The following is a 25,596-nucleotide window of genomic DNA, read 5'->3' on the forward strand; positions in this document are numbered from 1 at the left end:
TCTTCGGGCCGCCCGAAGAAGCGGCCGCCCGCGCCCGTATCGTGCCGACCGTGACGCGCTCCGGCCGTTAGGGTTCATGGATGCTGCTGACGATCCTTGGCGGATGTGGTGCGTGGCCGGGAGCGGGCCAGGCCTGCAGTGGTTATCTCGTGGAGCACGACGGGTTCAGGCTCCTCGTCGACCCCGGGTACGCGACGGTGCCGCGGCTGCTGGAACGGGTCACCGCTGATCAGGTCGACGCGGTGTTCGTCAGTCACGGACATCCCGATCACTGCGCCGATCTGAACCCGCTGTTGCGGGCGCGCGCGTTCCGTGACGATCCGCCGGCTCCCTTGCCGGTGTACTCACTGCCCGGTGCCCTGGACGCGGTACTCGCGCTGGACCGCCCGGGAATGCTGGCCGACGCCCATGTCCTGCGCGAGTTCACCGCCGGCGATCGGATCGACATCGGCCCGTTCCGCGCGCAGACCCGCCTGCTGCCGCATTCGGTGCCCAATGCCGGCGTACGGCTGACGGCGGGCGATCGGGTGCTCGCGTACACCGGCGACACCGGCCCGAGCCCCGAGGTGGTGGAGTTGGCGCGCGGCGCCGACCTGTTTCTGGCCGAGGCCACCTATGCGGACCGGGTCCCGGAGGATTCGCGGCGCAACCTGTCGAGCGCCCGCCAGGCAGGCCGGCAGGCCAGGGAGGCCGGCGTCCGGCACCTGTTGCTGACTCACCTGCAGCCGGGTACGGACGCCACAGCCGCGCGAGCCGCCGCCGGGGCCGAATACGACGGCGAGATCGGCATCGCCACTTCCGGTCTCGTCCTCGATCTTTCCTGAGCACGTCCTCCCAGGGCCTCGAACGCCTCGCGTGTTTGTCCGGCTTCCGGCACGCGGCGCACTTCGATGGCGAGGCCTGTCCACTCCGGCGGCCCGCGGCGCCCCCATGACCCGCGCCACCAGGTGGGGATGGAGTGACCGAAAACTCGTTGCCGGCGGCGCGGGGCTCTTCCTACGGTCGCTCCGTGACGATTGCGTACGAGTGGCGAGGCCACTTCGGCAACAGGGCGATCAACACACTCCACGCGCAGGGCTTCGGTCATGCGCGCCTGCGGGACGACTGGCGGGCCCCGAGGAAGCTCGGCCCGCGTCAGTCCAAGTAGTCGCCGACGTAGTCCTCGCACTCGTTCGTGAGGTCGTTCTCGGACTGCTTGCAGCCTTGCCAGATGAACTTCTGCCTGCTCACGTCACCGGCGATGGACACGCTGAGTTCTCTGGTCCCTCCGTTGCACGACACCCCGTCCGTGTAGCGCCAGCCCACGACGGGGTTGTTCCATGAGCTCTCCTTGTACTTGGCGTATACCCTCCAGCCGTCGTCGCAGAGGCCGTCTCTCACCGTGAAGGAGTTCCGGCCTTTCGCCATGTTCGACGTGCCGGAGTTGAACCAGACCGTGCCCGCCACATTGCCGGCCGCGTGGTAGACGTTCATGCTGGTGGTGGCCGCGTGCGCCACCCCGGTCGATGTGACGGTCATGGCGGCCACGCCGAGCACCACCACTGCTCTGGCCACATTGAGACGCTTGGGCATCACTGCACCTCTTCCTGTTCTCCGTGTCCCGGGCTCGACCGGATGCCTTCCCGTGGATCATCGGCGACATTTATCAGACTGGAGTTCGAAAAAACTTGACCGTACGTCCTTCTTGACGACACGCCCTGTACGGCTGAGTAGCGAAATATCCGGATCTGCGCGCGCCCGCGTAGCCCCCATCACCAACTGGAATGCTCGTTGTCCCAGATCACGGCCCCGGCTCGTCGTCGCCGAGCCCGGCGTACGTCAAGTCGTCACGCTCGGACAGAACCTCGCGTGACGCCCCCCGCCGCCGCTGCCGACAGCAGGTCCGCTGGACGATGCCGGTGTGGCGCACCGATCGGCCCGGGGCTCTTGTGCTGTACGCACGGAGGTGTCGCGGCAGCGGACGGGGCGGGCCCGCCACCCGCTGTCACGCTGCCTCCACACATGCCCGGGCGGGCGGCGTGGAGAGCGGAGACTGGGGAGTGAAGAGCGGAGAGTGGAGGGCGGGCCGGCCTGCCTCCAGGCTCCGGTGAGACAGGACGGGCTCCGTACCCCGCCGTTTGCCGGTGAGAACGCCTCGGAGACCGCTGAGCGAAGCCGGACTGTCAACGGTTTGCTATACCGCCATAGGTGTCGAAGCAAGTGTTCCTTGCAAAGCCGTACAGTCCGAATATTGGAGCTGGACGCTTGTTTCCAGTGCCGGCAAATCCTTTCCCGACGGTCGCGCCGTTTGCCGCGCCCCTGATCGTCAGACGCATGCGACAACTGTTCCCTTCATCATTTCGCCCGCTCATGTCAGGCTCTTCCGAGGGGACGAAGGCTCACGAAGATAATCGCTGCCCGGCTTAGATCATGGGAACCTGTAAGCTTCCAGTACTGCATCTGTAGACCATGTGGTAACGGGTCGCCTCGTCGGTGGCAGTGGTTGATCAGGGCGCGTGTCCGGTGGACCTGCCGAAATCGGGGCCGAGCCGGAACATGGCCGATGAGGCCGACACGGGAGGAGCAGGCCTTGTCGGCGGCAACCGTACCCGGGTGGGGTGCGCGGGCCGCCGGGGGCGGATGGACCTTCATGCCGCCCAGGACGGCGCGAAACCGCGGGACTGTCGACGATGGCCTACCAGGACCACGGACCAACGCGCCGGCGAGTTCCCCTGATCTCAATTCCGTGCAGACCCCGGTGCCGCGCAGGAAACGTTCGCCTTTTTCAGGACGCGCGTTCGTTTCCGACTTCCGCGTGCCGCAACGCGGAGACGGCCGCTCGCGCCCGCCGAAGCTCCCGCAAAAACCGGGCGGGGATCCGCCGGGAACCGCGGCGCGCCCGCGCCCGCTCCCCCGATCGCATGTTGATCTTCCACAGGAAATAATGAACGAACTCGCCGACCGCGAACCCGTAAAGCCCGGCACCCAGCAACAGACCGGTTGGGCTCGTCCCGATCCCGCGCGTGGCGATGCCGACGACCACGACGACGGGAAACACCAGCAGAAGCGCGACGTTGAAGGCATACAGGGCCTGGAGGCCACAGAGCCGGGCCCTGGGGTCACCGCGCGAGGTACGGCGCCTGCTCAGCAGCCAGAACTTGGCGAGCCAATAGCAGCCGCCCTCGACCAGGACGACGTTCAACGTGAGCAGCCCGACCAACGCGTACGGCCGGTTGTCCCCGTCCCACAACCACCGAACCGGATGGAGATACAGCCAGGAGAACAACCCGACGTTGAACAGTTCCAGAAGACCAGTTTCAAGGAGCCATCTGGTCATACGCTGCCCGGTCCGAGGACCCGTCTGGCCGATTCCCATCCCGGCTCCACCACTGGTCGGATGTGACGCGGTCACCGACACGCTACCGAACACCTGCACCGCGAAAGCGCGAGCGTCCCTGCCGGCACCTCACCGGGGCGGAGGTTTCCTACTGCCGCACCAGAAACGGGTGATGGGCAGCCTCGGCGCCCCCCACACCGCATCCCACACCATCGCCAGCACCCACCACGCGCCCGCGGCGATCGCGACACCCAGCAGGAGCGCCGGCACGATCAGCGCGTGACCAAAGCACGCCCGGAGGAGCGGGTGGAGCGCTGAAGCTTCATCATGGCAGCAGCGAAGCAGGCAAACGGGCGGCACAGCAGCCCCCACCGGCGCCGGCCGCGGAATCTCGCGTACGGCTGCGTACGGGGAGAAGCCCGAACGCTTTTGACCTCGCTGCCACGGGGTGCCACGGCAGGTGCCACGGCAACACCAGCGGGCGGTCCACGGTTGAGTGGATTCTCAGCGTCCCTCAGCGAGGTCACAGGTCCGGCGGAGGAGGCTTTGCCGAGTCATCGTCTTGCGGGGCCGAGGGGGCCGGATGAAAACCGAAGCGTTGGATGAACCGCGCAGGTTGCCATACATTGCCGCGGCATGGAGCTCGGTCTACGGCATGGCCCACCTGTGGTGGCTGATAGACCCCGGGTCGCCGACGGCTCCTCCTGAGGAGGTCTTCTCACCTGGCCGGTGGGTGGCGGTGACGCTCGCCTTCATGGCCACGGCGGTGTGCTCGGTGATCGCCACCGGGATCGGACGCCACCGGGCGGCACCTGTGCGGTGGACGCTGGTGGCGCTGGCGTGGGTGATCGGGGCCGGCCTGATCGTCTACTCGTACATGCTCGCCATCAGCCTCGCCACCATGCTGTTCGGCCAGGCCGGCGACTGGGGGAGCCTGTTGACCCGCGCGGCCGGAGCGACGGCGGGCGCGCTGACGCTGGCGTGTGCCGTCGCCGAGCAGCGCAGGGTAAGGCGGGCCTGCTCCCACTGCGCCCGGGTCCACGGCCGTTCGCCGGAGCGGCGCACCGATCCCACACCACGGTGGGCCTACCTCGCCGCCTACGTCGCGCTCGCCGGTTGCGCGGCCCGTGTGACCGCGCTGGTCCTCGATTCCCTCACGGCGCGCAAACCGTTGCCGTTCGAGCTCGGCGCGTCCTTCGGGATCTTCTTCTTCCTGCTGTTCCTGGCCGGAACCCTGCTGCCACTGGCATTGGCCCACCGGTTCGGCAGGATCTGGCCGCGCTGGGTGGTCCCGCTGGCAGGACGCGATGTGCCGCGATGGCTCGTGCTGGGGCCCGCCCTGTTCGTCGGCGCCGGCTTGGCCGGCTACTTCGGCGTGGCCGGGATGACGGCATGGATCCTTGACAAGGGCAACCTGGCCCAAGCCCCGGTGTGGAAGGTGTCGATGGAAATGTTCGGCTACACGTCGTGGGGCCTTGGCCTGCTCGCCGCCTCCGTGTCCTACTACGGTTTGACCAGGCGAAACTGCCCTTTCCCGGATCAGCCGCCCAACGCGCCCCCGCGAACGTCGTCGTGATCGGATCAACGAACGAGACACGGCCTCGGGGCTCCGCGGGAGTCCGGTCCCCATCCAGGACCGGCCAGGATGGGGACCGGACGTGGAGGGGGAGCAAGCACGCCGGCGGGTCCTCCAGCGGCTGAGAGCCGGGGGCGGTGGGGAGACGGCCGGCCTGCGGGTCAGGTCGGCCGGCGAATGGTGTTCTGCCGGCGCTTTGCTCGTCTTACTCGCCGATCTTCTTCGCGTACAAGGTGATCAACGTGTCGACCGTCACCTTCCGCCCGGCGGCCGGCGACTGCTTGGTCACCACCCAGTTGCGGTCATACACCTGGAGGCGGTTCTGCCCGGTCGCGTCCTTGTCGTTCAGGACATAGAACCCGGCGGCCTGCATGGTGTCCTGTCCTTCCTGCAGGTTCATCCCGACGACGTCCGGCAGTGTCCTCTTCTCCGCCACCTCTTCCTTCTTGGTGGAAGGGGGCTCCTTGTCGTCCTGCTCGATCGGCTCAGGGCTCTTCTGCGCGGGTGCCGGTGCGGTGACGGTCACGGCAGGCGCCGCGGTGTCTGCGCCCGCACCGCACCCGGCGAGAACGGCGATGGCCACGACGGTAACGGCGAAACTGATGATCCTCATGCGGGCTGCTCCTGACGTGGTGGACGGATGCATGGGGACGGTCGAGGGTGGCTGCCGGTTGGCCGGTGAACGTCGTTCTGTTGGCACCCCAGGACACGACGGAGCCCAGCCGTCATGCTCTTTCCCCACACCGGTCTTCCCTGGACGGCTGACGCCGGCGTTCCCGTGCACGCCCTATGGAAGATCACCGTTCATGGTCCACTGACGACGACTCAGCGCACCCACACCCGGATGCGCGCTCGATCGCCGATGCCGGGCGCTGAGCGCCCATCTCACGGTCCGTGCGAGCAGGCGTCCTCATCGACGCCGTCCGGCACTCCCTCGCCGCTCGGCGGCCAAGCTCCCACTGTCAATGCTCGCTGCGATCAGCCACTCACATGGCGGAGGAAGGTCTGAACCGCACTCGCCGTGATGGTGGGCGTTGACCAGTAACTCCTGCACATAGCAGACGATCTCGTCGTCGGACACTGTCCGCGCCAGGCCGAGCAGTGTGCCCGACTCGTCTCTGGCGGTGACGACCAGGGCGGGACAAGATCGACCGTTAGACCGGCGTGCGCGCCTTCACCTCCCAAGCGCCCTCCCAGCCGGAGGTGCCGGCCGCCGACCGCGACCCTGCGGTATCGGAAGCCTTCGACGCCGATGACTACCAGCAGGGGCGAGGACAGACTGAAGTCGCTTTGTCAATTGCCGGGCGCGCCGATTCCGGATATGCCATTTCCTCAGGTGGATGAACGGGCCTCATTTCACCGGAAAAGGCCACGTCGGCAGTTGAAGCTGATGATCCGGGGTCGACGAAATGTCATACGCCTGAAACATAGGCCTTGCGAGGTAAATCGGTCGACGGTATTCTGAGCCCATGGGAGCGCTCCCACAAAATGTGGAGATGATTCGGCCCCGATTACGCGCCGACGTGCGGTGGGTCGAGTGCCCCGGAGGGGTTCACGTTCACGGGGATCACGGGGCGGCGACACTGCGCGGACCCCACGCGCTGGCCCTGCTGGAGCGGCTGGCTCCACGCCTCGACGGGGCCCTGACCCTGGGCGAGCTGACCTCGGGCCTGCCCGAGGCCCAGCGCGACCTGGTCACCGGCCTGGTCGGACGGCTGGCCGACCTGCGTTTCGTCGTCGACGACACCGGGGCTCCGGCTCACGGGTTGTCCGCCGAGGAGCTGAATACCTACGCGGCCGAGATCGCGTTCGCCGGGCATCCGGGGCGGTTCGCCCGGGTGCGGAACTCGGCGCTGCGCGTGACGGGGACCGGGGTGCTGGTCCCGGCGCTGGTCGAGTGTCTCCGGTCGGTGGGCTGGCGCGAGGTGGTGGCCTCGGGTGGGGACGTTCTGGTGCAGGTCAGCACCTCCCGGGAGGAACTGCTGGCCGGGGCGCTCGCCTGCCCCGCCGACGTGGTGCTCGCGCAGGTGCTGATCTGCGACGACGAGGCCTGGCTGACCTCCGCGGGACCGCCCGGGGAGACCGACGCGGCCACCGGGTGGGGGCGGTTGTCCCTCCGCGAGGGGACGCGGGGCGACTGGTTGCGCGGCGCGGTCCCCCGCGTGCTGGCGTCCCAGGTGGCCCTGGGGGTCTTCTCGGCGGTGACGAGGCTCACGGAGGCGCGGCGCGCGTTCACACGCGTTGATCTGCGCAGCTTGGACGCCACGATCCACCGTTTCGCGGGGCTGCGCCGGGACCCGGCGGAGGTGTCCGGAGCCACCCACGCGTCGCGGATGTCGACGGGCATCGGGGACCGCAACGCCGGCGAGGGGAGCCCGGAGCATCCGGGTGCGGCGGGGTTCGACGGGCACGATGCCTCGAGCGATGCGGGCGCTCGGGACCGGTTTTTCGCACTCTGTCGTGATCTGGTGGACCCCCGGATGGGGATGATCGCGGTTCTCGACGAGGGTGCCTATCCGCAGGGGCCGCTCTCCGTCGTGCGGGCGCTGGTCGGTGACGGCGAGATCGTCGGGTGGGGCGCGGATCACGACACGGCGCGGTTGCGGTGTCTGCTGGCGGTGTTCGCGGCGGACTCCGGCGACGGTTTCGTCGGTGCGGGGCTGACCTGGGAGGACGCCGTCTCCGCGGCCCACCGGCAGCGGCTCGAAGCCGGGGCGGCGCTGGTGGGGGCGGGGGGCGAGGTACCCGTGCCGCAGGACGGGCCGCTCTGGCGGCAGGTCGTGGCGTCCGGTGAGGTGCCGGTCGTCCGGGAGATCCCGGGGTCGGCGGTGTTGCGGTTCGAGGTGCCGGACCGCCCGCCGATCGTGTCGCTCGGGTTGCGCGACGGGCTGGAGCGGGTGTTGCTGCGGGCGCAGACCGGCCTCGAACCGCCCGTGCGGTGGGCGAGCGAGGGACATCCGATCGGCGGGACCGCCGTCTCGTTGCCCGCCGACGGGCCGGCGTTCGTGGCGCGGGTGACGTCGTGATCGCCGACGTGGTGGGGTCGGGACGGCTCTTCGAGGCGATCAGGGCGCGGGTGCGGTCGGGCGGGGTCGTCGTGGTCGCCAGCGACGCCGACGACATCGGGCGGCGGCGTTACGGATTGCCGTGGTTGCCCGTGCACACCGAAGCAGGACATGTCGTGATCGGTCCCACCGCCTTCCCCGGAAGGCCGGGCTGTCCCACCTGTGTGGAGCGGCGGCGCGCCGGGAACCGGGAGCACTTCCAGGTACGTCTGCGCGACCGCCCCGCCCTCCTCACCTCCCTCGTGGCCGGGACGGTCGGCGAACTGGTGGCCGAAGAGGTCGAGAACCTGCTGGCCGACCCGTCGGCCGCGCTGACGAGCGGCGCGATGCTCCGGATGCCGGTCCGGACCGGCGCGCTGGAACGCCACCCGTTCCTGCCCGACCCGTTCTGCGAGGTCTGCGGCGACCGGCCCCCCGACGGGCCGCGCCCGTTCGTCTTCACGCCGCAGCCGAAGGTGTCGGGTTTCCGGGTCGCCGCCCTTGACCTCGCCGCCCTGGAACGCCGCTACGTCGACCCGGAGACGGGCGTCGTGCGCTCGGTGGCCGCCGACGCGCGGGACGGCGCGGTCGCCGTGGCGCGGCTGAACCCCGCGCGGGCCGCCCACGAGAGCCACCACGGGTTCGGGCGGTGCGAGGACGTGCCCGCCGCGAAGGCGACCGCCGTCGCCGAGGCACTCGAACGGCTGGCCGGGTTCTCGCCGCGCGGGCGCCGGACCACCGTCAGGGCCGCGTTCGACGACATCGCCGACCAGGCGCTCGACCCGCGCCTCCTGGGGTTGTATCCCGACGACTGGTACGACCGGCCCGGTTTCTGGTTCACCCGGTTCGACCCGGCGCGGGAGACCGCCTGGGTCTGGGGCCACTCGTTCCAGCGGGGCGGGCCGGTGCTGGTGCCGGAGACGTTCGTCTACTTCGGCCCCCGGCCCGACCGGGGCTTCGCCTACGAGTGTTCCAACGGCTGCGCCCTCGGCGGGTCGCTCGCGGAGGCGATCCTCTACGGCCTGCTGGAGGTCGCCGAACGGGACGCCTTCCTGACCACCTGGTACGCCCGCCTCCCGCTCCCCCGGGTCGACCTGCGTTCGGCGCGCGACCGGCGCGTCCCGATGACCGCCCAGCGGATCGGCGACCGGCTCGGCTACGACGTCCACGCCCACGTGGTCACCCTCGAACAGGGATTGCCGGTCTTCTGGATCACCGCCGTCGACCGGTCGGGGCGGTCGGACCGGCCGAAGGCGATGTGCGGCGGCGCCGCCCACCTCGACCCCGAACGGGCCCTGCGCCGGGCCCTGGACGAGCTGGGCCCGATGCTCGCCAATCACGTCGCCCGTTATGACGAGAGCGAGGCGGCCCGGCTGGTGGCCGACTCCGACGAGGTACGCCTGCTGGAACACCACCCGATGGTGTACGGGCACCCGAAGGCGTACGAGCGGCTGGAATTCCTATCAAACGGCGCCGAGCTGACGGTCGGCGAGCTGCCGGAGTGGCCGGCCCACGACGACCTGGCCGACGACCTGCGCGACCTGGTGGCCAGGTTCCTGGCCAGCGGCATGGACGTGATCGCCGTCGACACCACCTCGCCCGAGGCGGCGACGGGCGGATTCGCCTGCGCGAAGGTGATCGTGCCGGGGGCGGTGCCGATGACGTTCGGCCATCACCACCGGCGGGTGCACGGGCTCCCCCGGCTGCTGACGCGGGGCCGCGCGATCGGCTACCTCGACCGCGACCTCGCGGTGGGCGATCTCAGCCCCCATCCGCACCCGTTCCCGTGAGGCGCGGATGACGGACGCGGCAGCACGTTACGTGGCGGCGATGGCGGATCGCGGGCCGTTCGACATCCGGTGGGACCTGGCGCCGCTCCGGCACAAACGCTATCCGTCGGCCGAATGGGTCGAACCGCGGCACCCGCTGGGCGCGCTGCTCCGGGGCATGCTCGGCATCACCCGCGTGATCTGGCGGCACACGGACGCGGGCCCGATGGCGATCCCGGGCCGTCCGGCGCCCTCCGGGGGAGGCCTGTACCCGATCGAGGCCTATGTCGCCTGCCCGGACGGGCTGTTCCACTACGACCCGGTCCACGAGGTCCTGGAGGTGCTGCGCACGGGTGACCATGGCCCGGCGCGGATCTGCCTGACGGCGGTCTTCTGGCGTTCCATGTTCAAGTACGGCGACTACGCCTACCGCCTGATCTGCCAGGAGATCGGCGTCCTGCGCACCCAGGCGGAGGTGGTCGCCGCCCTCCTGGGCCTGACCGTCACCCCCGGCGACGCCGACGACGCCGACGACGCCCTCCTCGGTCTGGACGGATCCCGCGAGTCCCCTCTGGCCGTCCTGCACGTGGAGCCGTACGAACGGCTCCTTCCGCCGGAGCCCGCCGGCGCCCCGCGGAACTCCGGCGACCTGCCGCGGGAGGCCCGGCCTCTCCCCCGGCCGTTTCCTCCAGGCGCTGCCCGCGACCTGCACCGGGCCGCGGACGCCACCTCGCGGGCGAGGCGTCCGAACCCGCCGGCACGGGGCATCCGGATTCCGGCCGAAGTGGTGGATCTCCGCGACGGTCTGCGCGCGCGTCACTCCCCCCTCGACGGTTTCCGCCCGGCGTCCGTCCCGCTGACGGAGATCGTCGCGATAGCCGGCCTGGCCGTCTGCCCCGGCCTGGACCTCTACCTGCTGGCCCTGCGCGTCGACGGCCTCCCGAGGGCCACCTACCACTACGACGGCGACCTCCGACGGGTCCGCGCCGCACCGCTGGAGGAGCTGGGCGCGGCCCCTCTCGTGGCGAACACCAGGGAGGCCCTGAAGACGGCCGCCGCAGTGATCGTCCCCGTGGGCGACCCCCTGGCGGGCACCGCGCGCGACCACCGTGACCAGCTCGTGGAGACCGGCGCGTCGCTGCAGCGGGCGACGCTGGCCGCCGCCGCACTGGGCCTCACCTCCCGCATCCACTCCGACGGCGCCGGCGAGGCGACGGACCGCGTCCTGGGCCTGACGGGTCCGGCGCGGAGCCTGTCGTCCCTGCTCGTCGGCGTCCCCAGGTCCCGGGGGCCAGACCTGGTCCTCCGGTTCCCCGATCCGCAGGAAGGAGGTCCGAAGGCACGTCCGCAACACACCGATCAGTGAAAGAGAAGGAGAAACGTCATGGACAAGCTTCCCCTTGACCTGTCCGGTCTGGAGGTCGAGGCGATCGACGTCCTGTCGGCCGACTCGATCGTGATGGAGGGCCACGGCGCCATCGAGACGGGCGCCTCGTCGGCGATGGGCTACTGCTCGTCGTATATGCAGGCGAACAGCTGCTGGGCGCCGGAGGCGTAGCAGGTCCCCGCCAAACGCCGAGGGCGCCCACGGCACGGGCGCCCTCGGTCACGGGATGAAGGAGTGTCCTTGTCGCGAACAGCTCAGCCCGCCGACCGAGATTACGTCGTGGCGCCGATCTTCGCCATCCGGGTGGCCGGGCTGCCCGCCGACGGGTTGCGGCAGTTGCGGTGCGAGCGCACGTGGAGGCTCGTCGACGAGCTGCTCGAGGTCGCCCGCACGCTGGCGGACGAGGGCCGGGCGATGTCCGGCCCCCTGCACGAGGTGATCGGCACGGGCGTGTTCAAGCCGATCCTGGTGGCGCTGCGCCGCGACCTCTTCCGAGGCCGCCGCCCGGACCGGCGGGCGACCGCGCCGCAGGTGCTCGCCGCCCTCCCCGAGGAGCTGCGGGTACGGGTCCTCGCCTGGACCGCCCTCAAGGACCTCCACGACACGCTGGCAGCCGACCTGCCCGCCGTCCACGAGGCCGAACGGCGGGAGAAGGCCGAGCTCCTGCGCGTGCTGGCCGAGGACGCGACCTTCCGCCGGGGGCTCGAGCTCGGCAGCCCGATCCTGGCCGCGCGCACGTCCCCGTCGCGCCAGGAGGCGGTCAAACTGGCCCGCTACCTGGCCCGCGCCACCATGAAGACCAGCCCCTACGCGACGTTCGCGTGGAGCGGTTTCGGCACCTGGACCGACGACGGCCCCATGGCCGCCCCGCCCGCCGACCTGACGTGGCGGGAGGTCGTCGACCTCGACCGTGCCGTGTTGCGCCCGCTCTGGGTGACGTTGTCGCGGCACGCGGAGGCCGCGGAGACGCGGGTGAACCCGACCGCGTTCGAGGAGGACGGCCGCATCTGGTTCCTCGGCCCGACCGCGACGGAACCGCTGCTCAGCGTGCCCGCGACCGAGCCGGTGAAGGCTGCGCTCGCGGAACCGGCCAGGGCGCTGGCCGACATCGGGCTGGTGGAGCTCGTGCCGCCGTACGGCGAACACGACGACGACCCGCTGACCAAGCTGGGCGTCGAGGAGGACGTGAAGGCGATCCGCGACCTGCTCGCCCCGAGGGAGATCCCGGAGCGGAACCTGTTCTGGCACAACGCCGTCATCCCCGGCGACGCGGGCCGGTGCGGCCGGGAGGCGTGGCGCCCGGCGCTCGACGACCTGAACCGGCTGCGGAAGGGGCTGGCCCTGTTCGACGGCGACCTCCCGGTGAAACTGGCCGCCGCCGACTTCTTCCTGCGCCGGTACGGCCCCGGCGCCGCCGTCCCCGTCATGAGCTTCTACCGCGCCGTCCACAGTGCCCCGGGACCGCTGCGCGACCTGGTCCGCGATCCCTTCGCGGCCGCTCCCGGCCACGCGGACCTGCGCGAACGTTTCCTGCGGACCGGCGAGCCCCCCGACGACGACCGGTTCCGCGCCCCGGGTTCGATCTGCGTCTACGCCCAGGCGCTCCCGGAGGGCCGCCTGGTCGTCAACACCGTCACCGCCGGTTACGGGAAGGGGCTGTCCCGTCTCCACCACCAGCTGCGCCGGATCGGCCACGCCCCGGACGCGTCGGCGCTGCGGGCCCCGCAACGCGACACCAGGATCGCCGAGGTCACGGGCGCCCTCGGCAGCGGCCTGAACCTCCGCACCACCACGGCCGATGTGACGATCGACTACCCGTACACCACGGGTGGAGGCCTGCACCCCTCGGCGTTGACGGTGCGGCTCGACGGTTCCCGGCTGGCGTTGTGGGCCGACGGCGGGAAGGTGCGCCCGATGCACCTGGGCATGACCGCCCAGCACTGGTTGCCGCCGTGGTTGCAGTTCCTGGTCAGGGTCTTCGGCGAACCGTCGGTCGCGATGGTGCCCGGCTGGGTGTTGCGCCCCGGCCCGGTGCCGCCGCGCGGCCGGATCGACCACCTGCCCCGCCTCGACCTGGGCGTGGTCACGCTGGCCCGCGAGTGCTGGCGGCTGCGCGCCGCCGACTTCCCCTCGGGCGGCCCGCCCGCGCTGGCGTCGTGGTTGCGCGACCACGGCATGCCGCGGCGCTTCTTCGCCCGGGTCCTGGACCTGCGCGACGGCCTGCTCGCGGGCCTGCTCGGCAAACACCGCAAGCCCATGTACGTCGACGTCACCGACCCCTTCCTGCTCGCCGGCCTGCGCCACGCGGCCGGGAACCCCGACGCCCTGATGGTCGTCGAGGAGACCCTGCCCACCCCCGAGGACGCCCCCGTCTACCCCGGCGGCCCGCGCGTCACCGAGTACGTCATCCAGGTGAGCGCCCCGTGACCCCCTGGCAGAGCGCCCACCTGTTCCACACCGGCGACCTCGACGACCTGATCCGCGCCGTCGTCACCCCGCTGGCCCGGTCGGCGACGGCCTGCTTCTACCTGCGCTACTGGGAGTCGGGCCCCCACGTGCGGCTGCGCCTGAAAGGGGTGCCCCGCGACGAGATCAGGGCCCGAGCCGCCCGGTGGTTCGCCGACCACCCGTCGCCCGCCGTCGACGCCCCGGCCTACCGGCGGCTGGCGGCCGTGCTCGCGGAAGGGGAACGCCGCGAGAGTTACGACCCCGCCCTCCACCCGGCCGACAGCGTGGTATTCATCCCGTATGAGCCGGAAGAGCGCGTCTACGGAAACATGCCCGCCGTCGAACGACATTTCGGCGTCTCCAGTTCCCTCGCGCTCGACGTCCTCCACGGCGCGCCCGCGATGGAACGCAGGACCGCCGTCGGCCTCGCCGTGCTCACGCTGACGATGGCCGCCTGCCAGCCCGACCTCGCCGAAGCGGCCCGCCGCCTGCCCCCGCACGACCCCGGCGACCTCCCGGCCGCGCTGGTCACCCAGACCGAACGCCTCTGGCACCTGAAGGACGGCTCCGGTCTGCTCGGCACCTGGGCCGCCTCGATCAACGACCTGGCCGCGAGCATCCCGACGACGACCGGCGACGCGGGCTCAGCCCACGCCCACCTGGCCGTCATCGGCGACGACGCACAACGGGCCCGCGTGCTGCTGCGCTGCGCCCACCTGTTCCACAACCGGATCGGCCTGCGCCCCGGCCCGGAATCGCACATCTCGACTCTCGCGGCCCGCGCGCTGGCCGCGCTGCGGAGGTGACCGCCATGTGGCACAGCGTCCACGTCTTCTACCACGAGCCGGACAAGGACCCCCTGCTCCTCGACGCCGTCCGGCCCCTGCTGGCCGACATCCGCGACCACGTCGAGGCGGCGTACGTGGTGCGCCACTGGCGGCAGGGCCCCCACCTGCGCATCAACGTGAAGACCGACCGGCGGATGTGGGAGGAGGTGGTGCGCCCCCGCGTCGGCACGGTCGTCGGCGGATGGTTGCGCGACCACCCGTCGACGTACGTGGTGGACCAGGCCGAGAGCCTGGCGCGGCACCGCCTCATGGCCGCGCGCGAGCAGGAGCACGGCCCGCTCACCCCGTGGCCCGCCGACAACTCGATCGTCGAGTTCCCGTTCGACGACCGCCGCCACGTCCTGGGCGGCGACGAGGCCGTCGACCTGCTGACCGCGTTCTACAGCGACAGCACCCCGCTCCTGTTCACGATGCTCGACCACTGCCGCGACGGCCGCGACACCAAGTCGGACCTGGCCATGGCCCTGCTCCTGACGGTCGCGCACACCTCCCACCCGATCGAGCGCAGCTACCTGTCGTTCCGGGTGCACGCCGAGGGCTACCTCATGTGGTCCAAGGACCCCGAGGCCGCCCGGCGCTCCTTCAACGAGGTGTACGGCTCCCGCCGCGCCCTGCTCACCCAACGGGTCAGGCAGGTCGTGGACACCATCGACGCAGACGGGGACAGCCCGTTCGTCCGGGAGTGGGCGGCGCTCGTGGAGACCTACCGCGCGAGGGCCGACCGCGTGGTGCACCTGCTGCCGACCATGGACGACACCCCGGCCGAGACGAGGGGCGAACTGCACACCCTGATGTTCGGCACCCCCGGCTACCGCCGCGACATGTTCGCCCGCCCCGACTTCCTGCGCTACCGGGTGGTGCTCAACTACACCTACCTGCACCTGACGAGGCTCGGCCTGACCCCGCTCGACCGCTTCCGCACCTGCCACCTGCTCGCGAACGCGGTCGAGGAGGTCTACGGCGTCTCCGGCCTGGAGTCGATGCGCCGCTACGCCCTCGGCTAGCGGGACGGATCACCTTGCCGGCAGGCCCTTCATGCGGCCGACCTCGATCTGCCGCCCCGTGACGATGTCGGTGGCCAGGGTGCGCATCAGCCGGCCGCGGCCGCCCTTGAGCCGTTCGCCCGCCATCGTGATCGCGCCCTCGTGGTGGCGGATCATCAGCGTCGGGAACAACCGGTCGAAGGCGGCGCGCCGAGCCGACCGGAGCCGGTTCATCTCCGCCAGGCAGGCATGCCGTAGCCCGTCAGGTGGGCGTGGTCGGCGGGCGCCTCGCGGCCGAGCCGGGTCAGCCAGCCGGTCAGCACCCCGATCTCGGGCCGCCGCGTCTCCGGCCTCGGCATGGGCCTTGGCCAGACACGAGCCGTACCAAGCACGATCCCGCTTGTAGCTCTCCGGCAGACCGGACAGCCCTTCCGTCAGCAAGTCGATCGCCTTTGGCCAGTCGGCGAGGTGGAGCTCGGTCATGCCGCGCTGGAGACGGAACCACGTCTCGTCGTAGAAGTACATCCACACCGGCTCGTCGTCGGCGTGCTCGGCGGCCTGGCGGATCAGGGCCTCGGCCTCGTCCAGCAGCGTGCGGGCGGGTCGGGCATCACCGGCGAGCGCGTGACCTCGGGCGGCCATCTGCGCGGCCATCCCCCGCACCCCTGGTGTCACCCGACCCTCGTGCCGGCGGGCCGCGTCCCGCCGCGATCTCAGCTGCGCGCGCGGATCAGCATGACCAGCCCGGCAATGAACGACCCGAGCAGGACCGGCGACAGGACCGCGAGGCCGCCCCACACGACGAGGCCGAGATAGCCGAGCGCGGACGAACCGTACGCCGGGTCGGCGTCGGCGGCCGCGAACAGCCCCAGTCCGAGGACGACACCGACCACCGTGAGCGCGATCGGCCCGCCAGCGCACGATTCCCGGGCCGGCCCTTCGCCGGGATCCTGTTCACGCGGCCTCCGCGCTCCGAACCCACCGTCCGCGCCTCCCGCCGCATCACGGGCGCGCCGCCTGCCCGTCAGTCCTTCCTGCTGTCCCAGGGGTCGCCGATCCAGCCGTCGAAGGAGGGGATCAGGGCCACGAGGGCGGCTCCGAGCCGCCAGTCCAGCTCCGGCGCGTACAGATGTACCGTGTCCCCGGACGACTTGAACTCAAGCGGGACCTGTCCGCCGGAGCGCCACTTGATGCGGCGTGGACCGCGCGGGAAGTCGCCGCCGCCGCCGAACAGGGCGGCCACGAGGATGAGCGGCAGCAGGGGCGAGCAGAGCCACCACACGCACCACCAGAACAGCCGGCCCTTGTACCCCACCGCGTCGGGGCTGCCGGCGCGGCTCACCGTCCAGCGTGTGCGCAGTCCCTGGCTGAACGCCTTGTCGCGCGTGAACATACCGAGCGGTTCGCCGTGCGGGCCGAGCACCTTGAACTGTGCCCGCCCGCCGCCCGCGGAGACGGTGACCAGGGTGGCGACCCGCGCCTGGCGATGCTCGTCCGCCCACAGGACGAAGGAGCGGGCTCCGCTCTTCCGGGCCGCGAGGTAGGCGGATATGCCGTCGGGCAGCACCTCGCGTTCCACATAAGCGACCGGCCGCGAAGTTCCCGGTCCGTCGGAGAAGCTGATCCGGCAGTCGAGCTGCCCGCCAGGGGCGGTCCTCAGTCGCCGCAGTGCTTGCAGGGTCAGAGTGCTGGTCACCTGACGGGCTCCTTCGCGCGTGCTTGTGTCGAACGGTCAGCACGAAGGTACGCGTGCGCGGCCCCCGTTGTTCCCTTGATGAGGGTTTGATCCCTGGTGTGCCCCTGGTCTTGTGGAGGCGGGTTCTTGGATTCCTGTGCCACTCGTTGAGAGGAGAGTGGCATGGGACGGCGTGGCTACCCATCGGAGTTCCGGCGCAAGGTGCCAGATCTCGTTGAGGCGGGCCGCACGGTCACCGACGTGGCCCGTGACCTGGACATCAGCAGCCAGACGATCCATTCCTGGCGTCGACAAGACCACATCGACCGCGGCCTGGAGCCCGGCCTGACCAGCAGCGAGAAGGCCGAACTGCTCGCGGCCAGGCAACGCATCGCCGAGCTGGAGACCGAACTGCAGGCCACCCGCCGCGCGATCGAGCCGGTGCGAGAGGTGGTGCCCCCAAAAGGCGGTTCGAAGCCATCGCGGTCGAGGTCGCCTGCCGCGTCCTTCGGGTGTCGGTCTCGGGCTACTACGCCTGGCGCAACCGGCCCCCCTCCCCGCGCGCGATCCGGCACGCCTGGCTGACCGACCTGATCACTCAGGTGCATACCGGCTCCCGCAGCACCCATGGTGCCCGCCGTGTACACGCCGAGCCGCGGCTGGGCCACGGCGTGCCGGTCAGCCACGGCGCAGTGAAACTCCTGATGCGCCGGGCCGGACCGGCCGGGGTCACCGGCCGGCCCAGGTGGCGCCGGTCCACACCCGACCAGATCGCCACCGACCTGGTCGACCGCCAGTTCTCCCAAAGCGCGCCGAATCAGCTCGCCAACGCCATCTTCGAGTACCTGGAGATCTGACACAACCGCAGACGGCGTCACAGCAGCCTCGCCATGCTGACCCCGACAGAGTTCGAAAACACGACCATCGTGGCATGACAATCCAGAAACGCGACTCCACCGGACCCGGGGCAGACCACCGACTCCACGAAAGCCGGGGTACATCAAAGTCTCCAGCAATCCCGGCGCGGTTCAGGTCCTGACTCGTGTCCCCACCGATATCCTCCGCAACACGGCGAACAACAAGAACACGAACCGCATGACGTGCATCCGAACAGGAAAATCGATCAGATGGTTCACGCTGGAACAGTCTGGAGCACCGCGTAAAGGAACCACCGGAAGGGCTTCACCCCTTGAAGGCCACCTAGGTGCCGCCCGCATCCGGGCATCCCGCACGACAGGATGAAAAGGTCCACCACCAGGGCCGATGACTGCCGGATTTCTTGTCACGCGCTGATCAAGGACGACGCCGAGAACCGAATATCCGGAGAATCCACGACAGAGCGCGCAGAACACGAAGTCGACGGAACTCACGCCATCCACAATGAGTGAGTTTCCCGAAGGTGGAATTCTCTGGATATGCCAGCGGACTTCACGATGAGGGCTTACGTTGGAAACGGCGGAGGAGGGTGCCGGTGAGAGCACGGACACGGTTGACGAGACGGTCCGTCCGCCTGGTCACGCCAAGCGACGCCGACCGGTGGACCCACGTCCCTCCGTCGTCGCCTCCGCACCGGCCCGACCGGCACCCGCCAGTGGTGATCGACGGGTGTCGCGCGACGGAGCCGGCCGACGGAGCACCCACCGACTTCGCCGACTCGTTCGCCGACCGGGCCGCGGCGGCCGGAGTGAGCGGCACCGAGATGACGCCGGAACAGGAGCTCGCCGGCCGGGCCATGGAGCTGTCCCCGGTCGAGTTCGCGAACGGCGCGGGCGTTCAGCGGGCGCCCGGAGGGCCTCGCGCATGACCGTCGACCCCGCCACCGACATCGGAGCCGACTCCGGTCGTCCCGCACGCTGGATCCCGGCGGTGCTCGGTGAGTCCACCGCGCGTGGAATCCGGTGCCGGCTCTGCCCACACCACTGCGTTGTCAAGCAGGGGCAAGTAGGAGCCTGCAAGGTACGGCGCGGCGGCCCGGACGGGCTGGAGACCGCGACGTTCGCCACCACGGTCGTCCACGTCGATGCGGTGGAACGGAAGCCGTTCTTCCACTACCGGCCCGGCATTCCCAGCGTGACTCTGGCCGCGCCGGGCTGTTCGTTCCGGTGCGGCTACTGTGTCAACTTCCGGATCTCCCAGTACGGCCGCGACGACAGGGCTGTCTGGGAAGCGCGAGAGGTCGACCCGCGGGAGATCGTGACACGGGCAGCCGGTCTGGGCGGCTGCGTGGCGCTCTCCTACACCGAGCCGTCCCTCGCTCTGGAGCTCACCCTCGAGCTGGCGCGCCACGGGCGGGAGCAGGGCGTCGAGGTGGTCTGGAAGAGCAACGGCTTCCTCACGCCGGAGGCGGTCGAACTGGCGGCGCCCGCGCTCGCGGCCGTGAACATCGACCTCAAGGGGGTCGACGAGGAATCCCATCACCGGCTCACCGGCGGCTCGGTCCGGCCCGTGATCGATACGATTCGCGCCTTCCGCGATCTAGGCGTGTGGGTCGAGGTCTCCACGCCTTTGATCCCCGGCGTCTCGGCACCGGAGCCGATCGCCGAGGTCATCGCGGGAATCGATGCCGGCATTCCGTGGCATCCGATGCGGTTCAGTCCCGCGTACCAGATGGCGGATGAGCGTCCGACAAGCCCGGGAGAATTGGCCGACGCGGTCGCGGCCGGCCAAGCGGCCGGGCTCCGGCATGTATACGTCGAGCGGGCGCTCGGGGCCGAAGGCCGGGCCACCCGCTGCCCTGGCTGCCAGAGCGTGGTGGTGAGCCGCGAGATATGGTCCCTGACCGAGAACCGGTTGGAAGAGGGGCACTGCCCCGACTGCGGAACTGCTCTCGAAGGACGATGGTGAACCATGAGCGAGTACCGATTCGTCGAAGATCTGCCCGATCTCATTCAGCCCGAGGAGTACCCCGACCACCCTGAAGGCCGGTTGGTCCGGCTGCGGATCTCCGTCACCGCCGACGGGGTCGAGATCCTGGGCGACGCGTTCCGCCCCGAGGTCCTGGAGAAGATCCTCGCCGGGCTCGACCCCGAGGAGATCGAGCAGATGCTCTGCGGCTGAGCTCTCGGCCGCTAGGAGCGGTCGGTGACGATCGCACCGATCACCGCGTGCAGTTCCTCCGGGTCGGCGTCGGCCCCCAGAAGGTGGGTGCGCGGCGTCTGGTCTTCTGCCGCCACTCCCGGGTAACGTACCCGGACGACGTGCAGACCTGAGCGGGGTGAGCAGGCCAGGAACGGATGGGTCAGCAGCACCAGGCGCGGCAGCCCGGTCAGCGGGTCGCTGAGCTGCCCGGCCGCCTCGTCGGCTGCGGCCAGCGCCCGGGGCAGTGAGGGCCGCTCGACGCTGCCGGCCGTCCACACGTGGACGAGGTCGGCCATGCCGTCCAAAAACCGGGCCCGGCCTGAGCTCAGCAGCACCAGCGCGCACCTGCGGTGCTGCCTGATGGCGATCGAGGCGAGCAGGTTCGCGGTCAGCCGCAGGGTGACTCCGATCGCACCGTGCGCCGCCGGCGTGTCGTCGAGGATCAGCACAACGGGCTGTGCGTCGGTGGGAAGCTCACCCTGCCGTGTCCGGTACAGCAACTCGTCCCGCGACATCTTGGCGGTCAGCACCAGTCGCGGCAGCGCGAGTTGGGTAGGCAGCAGCGAGGGCAGTTCCCCGTTCCTGGCGATCCCGGCCCGCGTGTCTCCCAGCCCCTGCCCCTGCGACGTTCCGTCGGAGCGCAACGCCGACCTCAGCCCCAGCAGCCGCCGCTGCCTTGGGGTCAGGGACCAGCCGCCGAAGCTGTGGGCGCGCAGCCGTGCCAGAAGGTCGGGCTCCATGGCGACCGCGTCCGGCCCCAACAGGATGGCGAGGATCTCGACTGAATCGTCGATCCGGTCCAGTTCGGCGAGCAGCTCCGGGATGGGCGGTTCGTACGGCCGGGTGGCCACCGGCAGCCCGCCCAGCGCCAGCTCGACGGCCGCCCGCAGGTCGTCCTGCACCGCGTCCGCAGGTGGCGGTTGGGCGTCCTTGCCGGAAAGACCGGACGCGACCAGCACCGCCAACCCGATCACCGCCTCCGGCGGCCAGCGCAGCCCGCGCAGGATCGCCAAGCCGGGATGGCCGTCGAGCGGGGCCAGCGGACCGGCGTCCCGGCCCAGCAGCAGTGACACCAGGTCGGCGAGCAGTGCGAGAGAGACCATCGTGCCCCCGGCGGCCATGCCTGCGGCGAGCGCGGCCAGCATGGGCTCGGGATACGGGAGCGTCGCCGCGAAGTCGTCGACCAGGAGCGGAAGCGTCAATTGCCACTGGATCACCCGCCCGTCGTCGTGGACTACGGCGAACCGGCCGTCCGCCGCCCAGTCCACCGCCGTTACCGGACGTCGCTCCGCCGCCGGTGGGACGGTCAGGACCGGTCTGCCCCGCCGGACGTCCCACAGGTCGACGGCCCCGATCACGTGCGGCGACGCGATCGCGAGCAAGCGTGAATCCGGTGACCACGCCAGGGCCAGCACACCGTTTGGAGGAGTGGATCGTCCGAGCGCCTGGTCGGCGGTCCAGGTACGGGTGGACCAGAGTGTGACCGGGGCGTTCACATAGTCAACCGCGATCCAAGCCCCATCCGGAGACCATGAGGCGGCAGTGGGGCGAGCCGAGCCGTGTGCCAGCCGTCGAGCGCGGACCAGCGTCTCGCCCTCCCAGATCACGACCGCCTCGGCGGAGGGCGCGGCCAGCAGCGAACCGTCCGGCGCCCATGCAGGGGTCGAAACCCCGTCCCTCACCGGGACCAGGCGCGGCTTGTCCCAGGTCCGGTCGTAGACGAGCAACTCGGTCGCGACCCGGCCCCGCTTGGCGGGAGCGGTCACGGCGAGCGCCTGAGGCGCCCACGCCGCCGGCCCCATTCCCGCCACCTTGGCGGCCTGGCTGCCGTCGTCCGCGTCGAGCACGGTGAGTTCGCCGTCGTCACCGGTGACCGCGACGAAGTGGTCGTAGGCGGCCAGCGGTCCCGGCCGGACCTTGACCTTCCACCGGCGCTCGCCGTCCGCCGCGTGCCGCGTGACCCGGCTCCTGTCCCGATCACCGAGGATCCAGCCTTCGGCGGCCCATGCGAAGGAGGCTTGTTTCGCGAGCTGCCTCGGCACCGGCGGTGGTGTCACGTCGTGGGCCGCCCGGCCGATCGAACGCGCCACGCCGGCCGCCCACCGGCGCAACGCGACCGTCGTCCGCCGCTCGGTCGAAGGGAGTCGTGTGTCGGCCAGCTGGTAGAGCGCCACGGTCGCCGGGTCGGCGCGTACGGCCAGCAGCCCGGTCTCGTTGACGTGCAGGTGTGAGAACTCGGCCACCGCCGCCGAGAGCACGGTCGGCGAGGTCTGGCGTTCACGCAGCTGACGGTCGAGCAACCGGACCGACCCGTCGGGCATGCCGACGAACAGCGTCGACCCGGTCCGGCTGAAACCCAACCCCAACGGCCGGTCGCCGACCACGAACGGCGGCGCCGTCTCGACGCGTCCGGAGACGCCGATCGCTCGTACATCCCGAAGTCCGGCCACCGCGATCAGGGCACCGTCCGGTGACCAGGCGAGCCGGAGCGGATAGATGTCCCCCATGTTGATCGACGAGATCATCGTCTGCGGGTCCAGGGTCCAGAACTGGGTGGAGCGCGGCCGGGTGACGCACAGCTCCTCGACTCCAGGCCGCCAGGCGAGCGCGCTCACCGGGTCCCCGCCGCCACGTAGGCGGGTGACCTGCCCGGTGGCCTGCTCCCACAGCAGCACCGCGCCGTCCTGGGTGCCGACCGCGAGAGTCACCCCGTCATGCGCCAGCGCCAGCGCCGTGACGTCCCGCCGTTCGGCCATATCGGGCGGGACCCGCAGCGCATCACCGGTCGCGGCGTCGAGCATGCTCAGGGCGCCGCCCGCGAGCAGGGTCACCGTGTCGCCGCCGGTTCCCCATACGGCCTCCGCGACGAAGGGGGCGGGAGTGTCCCATGGCCGGGACCACACCACCCTCCCGTCCGCGGTCTCCCGTAGTTCCGCCAGCGCGGGTCCGACGATGACGATGGCCGTTCCGTCAGGCGACAGGCGTACACAGCGGCATTCATGGGCGGGGATGGTGGCCACCGCCTGGGGGGCGCTCACTGGTCGGTCCCCGCTGCGAGCTCGTAGAGCCTGGCCGCCAGCAGGGGCTCACCGGCCTCCCAGTACTTCCGGGCGGCCTCGGACAGTTTGCCCTGTTGTTCGAGCAGGAAGCCCTCCGATCTCAGACCGGTCCGGACGGCATCGGCCGGGTCGGCCTCGACGGCGACCTCGGTGACGCGAGCGTCGGCGGCGTCCACGCGTTCCAGGATCGCCTGAGCCGTGGGTGAGAGGGATCCCGCCTGAGCGTCCGCCGCCACGGTCCTGCCCAGCCACAACGACCAGATCGGGACAGTGTGTCCGGTCGACAGGCGGTGGGTCTCGCCCGCGCGGACGACCACCAGGCTCTCGGAGTTCAGCGCGAACAGTGCCGCGCGCGCCGCGGCGGGGAGCCCCGGCTGCAAGCGGTAACCGGATTGCAGGTAGAGCGCTCCGGGCCCGACCCTGTGCAACGGAATCCCGAACGGCACGTCCGGCAGGTCGCGGCCCGGTTCGGCGAGCAGGTGCCAGCCCGCTCCCAGCACCAGGAAGGCGCGCTCCCCGGTGGGGTGGCCGGTCAGGAAACGGCGTACCGGCGGCAGCTCGTCGTCACTGAGCAGCAGGGCGTCGATGGTGCGTGCCTGCTCATCAGGTACGAGCCGGACTTCCACTCCCAGATCGGGCGGGAAACGTCCGGCGGGCGGGGCGGGCGGGGGGCGCAAGGCGTCGGCCGCCCGCAACGGCGGCGTCTGTTCGTTGCCGCGCTCGACGATCTGCCACAGGCCCAGCTCCGCGGTGAGCAGCCACTGTTCGCCGACCGGCACCCACCGGGCCAGTTCCTCGTCGGGGAGCGGGAGGCTCAGCCGGTGATCGACGAGCAGCCGATCGGTCCCGGTCCGGCAGACGACCGTCTGCGGCAGGCCGGCCAGCGCGTACGCCACCGACTTCGGCACGGTGCGGCCGCGGCCGGTCACCCGGACCAGCACGGCCGGCCAATGCTCCGGACCGTTCAGGTGGGCGAGCGCGACCCGGACATCGAGGTCCCCGGCGTGGAACCGGTCGATCAGCCATCGGGCGATGGGGCCGGTCGTGACGACCAGCAGCTCGCGCTGCTCCCCGCCGCCGTCGCCCGGCGCGAACCCCGCCGCCAGTTCGAGCCACGACACCCGCGGCCAGGCGTCGACGTCGGCCCACGCCTGCACCCGTCCGCGCGGCGACACCAGGTTCGGGCCCGCCGGCAGGTGGACCGTACCGCCCAGAGCCCAGGAAAGTTCGGCTTCGGATGGACGTGATTGGCTGACGATCACCCAGACAGCACCATCCGGGCCCCGGCGGGTGGGCGGGTAGCGTCGGCGATCATCGTCCCGTATCGCGGCCAGGAAGGTCAGCGCGTCGGCGGGCACCGTGAACCTGGACGCGAACACGTCCTGCGGCGCGAGCGCTCCCTCGGGTTGCGGGGCGGCCGGCGCCGACTCCTGGTCGAGCCGGGTGATGTGGAAACCACCCGGGCGGGGTTCCCAGCTGTTCTTGCGCCACCTCGCCATCACAGGTCCCGTTCTGGGATCCCGGCCATCCCGCCGAGAGCCTGCCCGCCCCAGGCGCGCCAGCGAGCCACCACGCCGCGCTGTCCGCATCGGTACGCCGCCGCGAAGACCTGGGCCGCCAGGTCGGGCCGACCGATCTGGTCCGCGGCCTGGACGGCCCAGCGTTCCGCCCGGGCCCGCTCGCTGGCGGGGTTCACCTCGGCCAGCTTCTCCTCCACCTCGAGGAGCGCGTCGATGAGCGACTGGGGCCGCCCTTCCAACGCGGCGCAGAGCGCCTCGGCGATCCGGTGCCGCAGCCGGGCGCCGGGCTGAGTCGGGCGCACCTGGGTGAGGAGGCGCCTGGCCTGCGCGGATCGCCGCGCGTCCGCGACCAGGGTCCATCCGGCCTCCAGCAGCTGACCGGCCTGTTCGAGCAACTCAGCGGCGTCCTCGGGACGGCCGAGTTCGAGGAGACAGCGTGCCGCTTCGCCGGTGAGGCCGGCCCGCTGGTAGCAGCGTGCCGCCTCGGCGACGTCATCCGCCCTGCGGTAGAGCTCCGCCGCCGCCACCGGCTCACCCGCGCCCTCGCGGCACCGGGCGGCGTCGGCGAACCGTCCGACCTGCTCGAAGCAGAGCGCGGCCTGCCCGAGCAGGTGGACACGTCCCGCGGTCATTCCTTCGCTTCCTCACGTGCGGGCGTGGGCGGAAATTCCTCAGCGGACTGATACGTGAGCGGGGTCGCGTCACCGCCGACCGTGTCCGGCATCACCTGCTCCGGCGCGGGACGCCGTTCGACGACCCTGCCCACCTCGACCGCGATCCGGTCGTGGACCGATTCGTGCTCGGCCTCCGGCTCGACGCTGATGTCCTCGACGATGAACTTTTCGACCTCGCCCGTCCTGCTGTCGATCCTGAAGTGCACCCGGACCCGCATG

At 71.0% G+C, this 25,596-nt stretch carries 25 protein-coding genes; 15 read left to right on the forward strand and 10 right to left on the reverse strand.

All coding sequences use genetic code 11. The features are described from left to right. Positions 1–80: 80 nt before the first annotated feature. Together ACVCAG_RS00730 and ACVCAG_RS00735 are read left to right on the forward strand one after the other, a co-directional pair. Complete coding sequence (locus tag ACVCAG_RS00730; RefSeq protein ID WP_447189294.1) at positions 81–824, forward strand: MBL fold metallo-hydrolase; 744 nt, start codon at positions 81–83, stop codon at positions 822–824. 185 nt (positions 825–1,009) lie between these two features. Next, positions 1,010–1,147, forward strand: a complete 138-nt coding sequence (locus tag ACVCAG_RS00735; protein WP_440086331.1) for a hypothetical protein — start codon at positions 1,010–1,012, stop codon at positions 1,145–1,147. Here ACVCAG_RS00735 and ACVCAG_RS00740 read toward each other — a convergent pair. Both ACVCAG_RS00740 and ACVCAG_RS00745 read right to left on the reverse strand, forming a co-directional pair. Then, positions 1,135–1,572 (reverse strand): hypothetical protein, encoded by a 438-nt coding sequence (locus ACVCAG_RS00740; RefSeq protein ID WP_440086330.1) that lies wholly within the window; start codon positions 1,570–1,572, stop codon positions 1,135–1,137. The genes ACVCAG_RS00735 and ACVCAG_RS00740 overlap by 13 nt on opposite strands. Before the next feature lie 1,192 nt (positions 1,573–2,764). Beyond that, positions 2,765–3,316 carry a hypothetical protein gene (locus ACVCAG_RS00745; RefSeq protein WP_447189295.1) on the reverse strand — a complete coding sequence of 184 codons (552 nt, stop codon included), beginning with the start codon at positions 3,314–3,316 and terminating at the stop codon, positions 2,765–2,767. A gap of 616 nt (positions 3,317–3,932) precedes the next feature. Between ACVCAG_RS00745 and ACVCAG_RS00750 the strand changes: the two genes are divergently transcribed. Further along, positions 3,933–4,892 carry a hypothetical protein gene (locus ACVCAG_RS00750; RefSeq protein WP_447189296.1) on the forward strand — a complete coding sequence of 320 codons (960 nt, stop codon included), beginning with the start codon at positions 3,933–3,935 and terminating at the stop codon, positions 4,890–4,892. Positions 4,893–5,097: 205 nt separating this feature from the next. Here the strand turns inward: ACVCAG_RS00750 and ACVCAG_RS00755 are convergent, their stop codons facing one another. Continuing rightward, complete coding sequence (locus ACVCAG_RS00755) at positions 5,098–5,538, reverse strand: PASTA domain-containing protein (RefSeq protein WP_440086327.1); 441 nt, start codon at positions 5,536–5,538, stop codon at positions 5,098–5,100. An 850-nt stretch (positions 5,539–6,388) separates the two neighbouring features. Here ACVCAG_RS00755 and ACVCAG_RS00760 point away from each other — a divergent pair. The 7 genes from ACVCAG_RS00760 to ACVCAG_RS00790 all read left to right on the forward strand — a co-directional run bounded on the left by ACVCAG_RS00760 (position 6,389) and on the right by ACVCAG_RS00790 (position 15,392). Beyond that, the gene (locus ACVCAG_RS00760; protein WP_447189297.1) at positions 6,389–7,918 is read left to right on the forward strand and encodes a hypothetical protein; all 1,530 of its coding nucleotides are present in this window, start codon (positions 6,389–6,391) and stop codon (positions 7,916–7,918) included. After that, positions 7,915–9,726 carry a TOMM precursor leader peptide-binding protein gene (locus ACVCAG_RS00765; protein WP_447189298.1) on the forward strand — a complete coding sequence of 604 codons (1,812 nt, stop codon included), beginning with the start codon at positions 7,915–7,917 and terminating at the stop codon, positions 9,724–9,726. Before ACVCAG_RS00760 ends, ACVCAG_RS00765 begins: the two co-directional genes overlap by 4 nt. A 7-nt stretch (positions 9,727–9,733) precedes the next feature. Further along, positions 9,734–11,071, forward strand: a complete 1,338-nt coding sequence (locus ACVCAG_RS00770; protein WP_447189299.1) for a hypothetical protein — start codon at positions 9,734–9,736, stop codon at positions 11,069–11,071. An 18-nt stretch (positions 11,072–11,089) separates the two neighbouring features. Continuing rightward, positions 11,090–11,263 carry a hypothetical protein gene (locus ACVCAG_RS00775; RefSeq protein ID WP_156046007.1) on the forward strand — a complete coding sequence of 58 codons (174 nt, stop codon included), beginning with the start codon at positions 11,090–11,092 and terminating at the stop codon, positions 11,261–11,263. A 69-nt stretch (positions 11,264–11,332) separates the two neighbouring features. Beyond that, positions 11,333–13,519, forward strand: a complete 2,187-nt coding sequence (locus ACVCAG_RS00780; RefSeq protein ID WP_440086322.1) for a hypothetical protein — start codon at positions 11,333–11,335, stop codon at positions 13,517–13,519. Then, positions 13,516–14,346, forward strand: a complete 831-nt coding sequence (locus tag ACVCAG_RS00785) for a lantibiotic dehydratase C-terminal domain-containing protein (protein WP_447189300.1) — start codon at positions 13,516–13,518, stop codon at positions 14,344–14,346. Before ACVCAG_RS00780 ends, ACVCAG_RS00785 begins: the two co-directional genes overlap by 4 nt. A gap of 5 nt (positions 14,347–14,351) precedes the next feature. Beyond that, positions 14,352–15,392, forward strand: a complete 1,041-nt coding sequence (locus tag ACVCAG_RS00790) for a thiopeptide maturation pyridine synthase (protein WP_447189301.1) — start codon at positions 14,352–14,354, stop codon at positions 15,390–15,392. Positions 15,393–15,401: 9 nt separating this feature from the next. Here the strand turns inward: ACVCAG_RS00790 and ACVCAG_RS00795 are convergent, their stop codons facing one another. From ACVCAG_RS00795 to ACVCAG_RS00805, 3 genes are all read right to left on the reverse strand, one after another. Beyond that, the gene (locus ACVCAG_RS00795; protein WP_447189302.1) at positions 15,402–16,025 is read right to left on the reverse strand and encodes a DUF305 domain-containing protein; all 624 of its coding nucleotides are present in this window, start codon (positions 16,023–16,025) and stop codon (positions 15,402–15,404) included. 59 nt (positions 16,026–16,084) lie between these two features. Continuing rightward, entirely contained in the window at positions 16,085–16,264 is a 180-nt protein-coding gene (locus ACVCAG_RS00800) for a hypothetical protein (protein ID WP_440086318.1), read from the reverse strand. A gap of 131 nt (positions 16,265–16,395) precedes the next feature. Next, on the reverse strand, positions 16,396–17,067 hold the full coding sequence (locus ACVCAG_RS00805; protein ID WP_447189303.1) for a hypothetical protein: 672 nt from the start codon (positions 17,065–17,067) through the stop codon (positions 16,396–16,398). Positions 17,068–17,229: 162 nt separating this feature from the next. On the opposite strand from ACVCAG_RS00805, the gene ACVCAG_RS00810 reads away from it, so the two are divergent. From ACVCAG_RS00810 to ACVCAG_RS00830, 5 genes are all read left to right on the forward strand, one after another. Beyond that, on the forward strand, positions 17,230–17,631 hold the full coding sequence (locus tag ACVCAG_RS00810; protein ID WP_440086315.1) for a transposase: 402 nt from the start codon (positions 17,230–17,232) through the stop codon (positions 17,629–17,631). After that, entirely contained in the window at positions 17,559–17,903 is a 345-nt protein-coding gene (locus tag ACVCAG_RS00815; protein WP_447189304.1) for an IS3 family transposase, read from the forward strand. Before ACVCAG_RS00810 ends, ACVCAG_RS00815 begins: the two co-directional genes overlap by 73 nt. A gap of 737 nt (positions 17,904–18,640) precedes the next feature. After that, a complete protein-coding gene (locus ACVCAG_RS00820; protein ID WP_440086313.1) occupies positions 18,641–18,850 on the forward strand; it encodes a hypothetical protein in 210 nt (69 codons plus the stop codon). Beyond that, complete coding sequence (locus ACVCAG_RS00825; RefSeq protein WP_447189305.1) at positions 18,847–19,890, forward strand: radical SAM protein; 1,044 nt, start codon at positions 18,847–18,849, stop codon at positions 19,888–19,890. The genes ACVCAG_RS00820 and ACVCAG_RS00825 overlap by 4 nt, the downstream gene beginning before the upstream one ends. A 3-nt stretch (positions 19,891–19,893) precedes the next feature. Beyond that, positions 19,894–20,103, forward strand: coding sequence for a radical SAM-modified peptide, FtsH ternary system-associated (locus tag ACVCAG_RS00830; RefSeq protein WP_440086311.1), 210 nt, complete (start codon positions 19,894–19,896; stop codon positions 20,101–20,103). An 11-nt stretch (positions 20,104–20,114) separates the two neighbouring features. Here the strand turns inward: ACVCAG_RS00830 and ACVCAG_RS00835 are convergent, their stop codons facing one another. From ACVCAG_RS00835 to ACVCAG_RS00850, 4 genes are read right to left on the reverse strand one after another with little or no spacing between them, the layout of a single operon-like run. Continuing rightward, positions 20,115–23,162, reverse strand: coding sequence for a WD40 repeat domain-containing protein (locus ACVCAG_RS00835; protein ID WP_440086310.1), 3,048 nt, complete (start codon positions 23,160–23,162; stop codon positions 20,115–20,117). Continuing rightward, positions 23,159–24,682, reverse strand: a complete 1,524-nt coding sequence (locus tag ACVCAG_RS00840) for a hypothetical protein (RefSeq protein ID WP_447189306.1) — start codon at positions 24,680–24,682, stop codon at positions 23,159–23,161. Before ACVCAG_RS00840 ends, ACVCAG_RS00835 begins: the two co-directional genes overlap by 4 nt. Then, positions 24,682–25,335: a hypothetical protein gene (locus ACVCAG_RS00845; protein WP_447189307.1), complete on the reverse strand. Its 654-nt coding sequence runs from the start codon at positions 25,333–25,335 to the stop codon at positions 24,682–24,684. Before ACVCAG_RS00845 ends, ACVCAG_RS00840 begins: the two co-directional genes overlap by 1 nt. After that, entirely contained in the window at positions 25,332–25,595 is a 264-nt protein-coding gene (locus tag ACVCAG_RS00850; RefSeq protein WP_447189308.1) for a hypothetical protein, read from the reverse strand. The genes ACVCAG_RS00845 and ACVCAG_RS00850 overlap by 4 nt, the downstream gene beginning before the upstream one ends. Between the last annotated feature and the right edge of the window lies 1 nt (position 25,596).

It is taken from the genome of Streptosporangium sp. G12 (assembly GCF_052983175.1).

Coding starts and splice junctions, on each gene's coding strand:
- ACVCAG_RS00730 (WP_447189294.1), top strand. CDS start 81: ATGCTGCTGACGATCCTTGGCGGATGTGGTGCGTGGCCGGGAGCGGGC.
- ACVCAG_RS00740 (WP_440086330.1), bottom strand. CDS start 1,572: ATGCCCAAGCGTCTCAATGTGGCCAGAGCAGTGGTGGTGCTCGGCGTG.
- ACVCAG_RS00745 (WP_447189295.1), bottom strand. CDS start 3,316: ATGACCAGATGGCTCCTTGAAACTGGTCTTCTGGAACTGTTCAACGTC.
- ACVCAG_RS00755 (WP_440086327.1), bottom strand. CDS start 5,538: ATGCATCCGTCCACCACGTCAGGAGCAGCCCGCATGAGGATCATCAGT.
- ACVCAG_RS00760 (WP_447189297.1), top strand. CDS start 6,389: ATGATTCGGCCCCGATTACGCGCCGACGTGCGGTGGGTCGAGTGCCCC.
- ACVCAG_RS00770 (WP_447189299.1), top strand. CDS start 9,734: ATGACGGACGCGGCAGCACGTTACGTGGCGGCGATGGCGGATCGCGGG.
- ACVCAG_RS00775 (WP_156046007.1), top strand. CDS start 11,090: ATGGACAAGCTTCCCCTTGACCTGTCCGGTCTGGAGGTCGAGGCGATC.
- ACVCAG_RS00790 (WP_447189301.1), top strand. CDS start 14,352: ATGTGGCACAGCGTCCACGTCTTCTACCACGAGCCGGACAAGGACCCC.
- ACVCAG_RS00795 (WP_447189302.1), bottom strand. CDS start 16,025: ATGGCCGCGCAGATGGCCGCCCGAGGTCACGCGCTCGCCGGTGATGCC.
- ACVCAG_RS00810 (WP_440086315.1), top strand. CDS start 17,230: ATGGGACGGCGTGGCTACCCATCGGAGTTCCGGCGCAAGGTGCCAGAT.
- ACVCAG_RS00825 (WP_447189305.1), top strand. CDS start 18,847: ATGACCGTCGACCCCGCCACCGACATCGGAGCCGACTCCGGTCGTCCC.
- ACVCAG_RS00830 (WP_440086311.1), top strand. CDS start 19,894: ATGAGCGAGTACCGATTCGTCGAAGATCTGCCCGATCTCATTCAGCCC.
- ACVCAG_RS00840 (WP_447189306.1), bottom strand. CDS start 24,682: ATGGCGAGGTGGCGCAAGAACAGCTGGGAACCCCGCCCGGGTGGTTTC.
- ACVCAG_RS00845 (WP_447189307.1), bottom strand. CDS start 25,335: ATGACCGCGGGACGTGTCCACCTGCTCGGGCAGGCCGCGCTCTGCTTC.
- ACVCAG_RS00850 (WP_447189308.1), bottom strand. CDS start 25,595: ATGCGGGTCCGGGTGCACTTCAGGATCGACAGCAGGACGGGCGAGGTC.